We start from the raw sequence: 1,052 nt of genomic DNA on the forward strand, positions 1-1,052 counted from the left end.
CCGTTCCTTGAGAACTCAACAGCGTGCCAAAAGTCAACGCCAGATATGTTGATACCCCGTCTCCAGCATTCGCTGGGACGAGGTTCCTTTGAAAAAACACAGCGAGGACGCTGTGAACGGTCGGGCCTATTCCGCCTGACTGTTCCGCTCTCGTGTGTGTCGACCGGATTACCGGTACACATTCACGGAGAGTTTGATCCTGGCTCAGGACGAACGCTGGCGGCGTGCTTAACACATGCAAGTCGAACGATGAAGCCCTTCGGGGTGGATTAGTGGCGAACGGGTGAGTAACACGTGGGCAATCTGCCCTTCACTCTGGGACAAGCCCTGGAAACGGGGTCTAATACCGGATAACACTTCCACTCTCCTGAGTGGAGGTTAAAAGCTCCGGCGGTGAAGGATGAGCCCGCGGCCTATCAGCTTGTTGGTGAGGTAATGGCTCACCAAGGCGACGACGGGTAGCCGGCCTGAGAGGGCGACCGGCCACACTGGGACTGAGACACGGCCCAGACTCCTACGGGAGGCAGCAGTGGGGAATATTGCACAATGGGCGAAAGCCTGATGCAGCGACGCCGCGTGAGGGATGACGGCCTTCGGGTTGTAAACCTCTTTCAGCAGGGAAGAAGCGAAAGTGACGGTACCTGCAGAAGAAGCGCCGGCTAACTACGTGCCAGCAGCCGCGGTAATACGTAGGGCGCGAGCGTTGTCCGGAATTATTGGGCGTAAAGAGCTCGTAGGCGGCTTGTCACGTCGGTTGTGAAAGCCCGGGGCTTAACCCCGGGTCTGCAGTCGATACGGGCAGGCTAGAGTTCGGTAGGGGAGATCGGAATTCCTGGTGTAGCGGTGAAATGCGCAGATATCAGGAGGAACACCGGTGGCGAAGGCGGATCTCTGGGCCGATACTGACGCTGAGGAGCGAAAGCGTGGGGAGCGAACAGGATTAGATACCCTGGTAGTCCACGCCGTAAACGGTGGGCACTAGGTGTGGGCAACATTCCACGTTGTCCGTGCCGCAGCTAACGCATTAAGTGCCCCGCCTGGGGAGTACGGCC

Annotated in this window: 1 rRNA gene; it reads left to right on the forward strand. The window is 58.4% G+C overall.

From position 1 onward, the window contains the following. Positions 1–181: 181 nt before the first annotated feature. Positions 182–1,052, forward strand: a 16S ribosomal RNA gene (locus ACWIF2_RS40750); the annotation flags it as partial.

This window comes from Streptomyces sp. NPDC055506 (genome assembly GCF_053643595.1).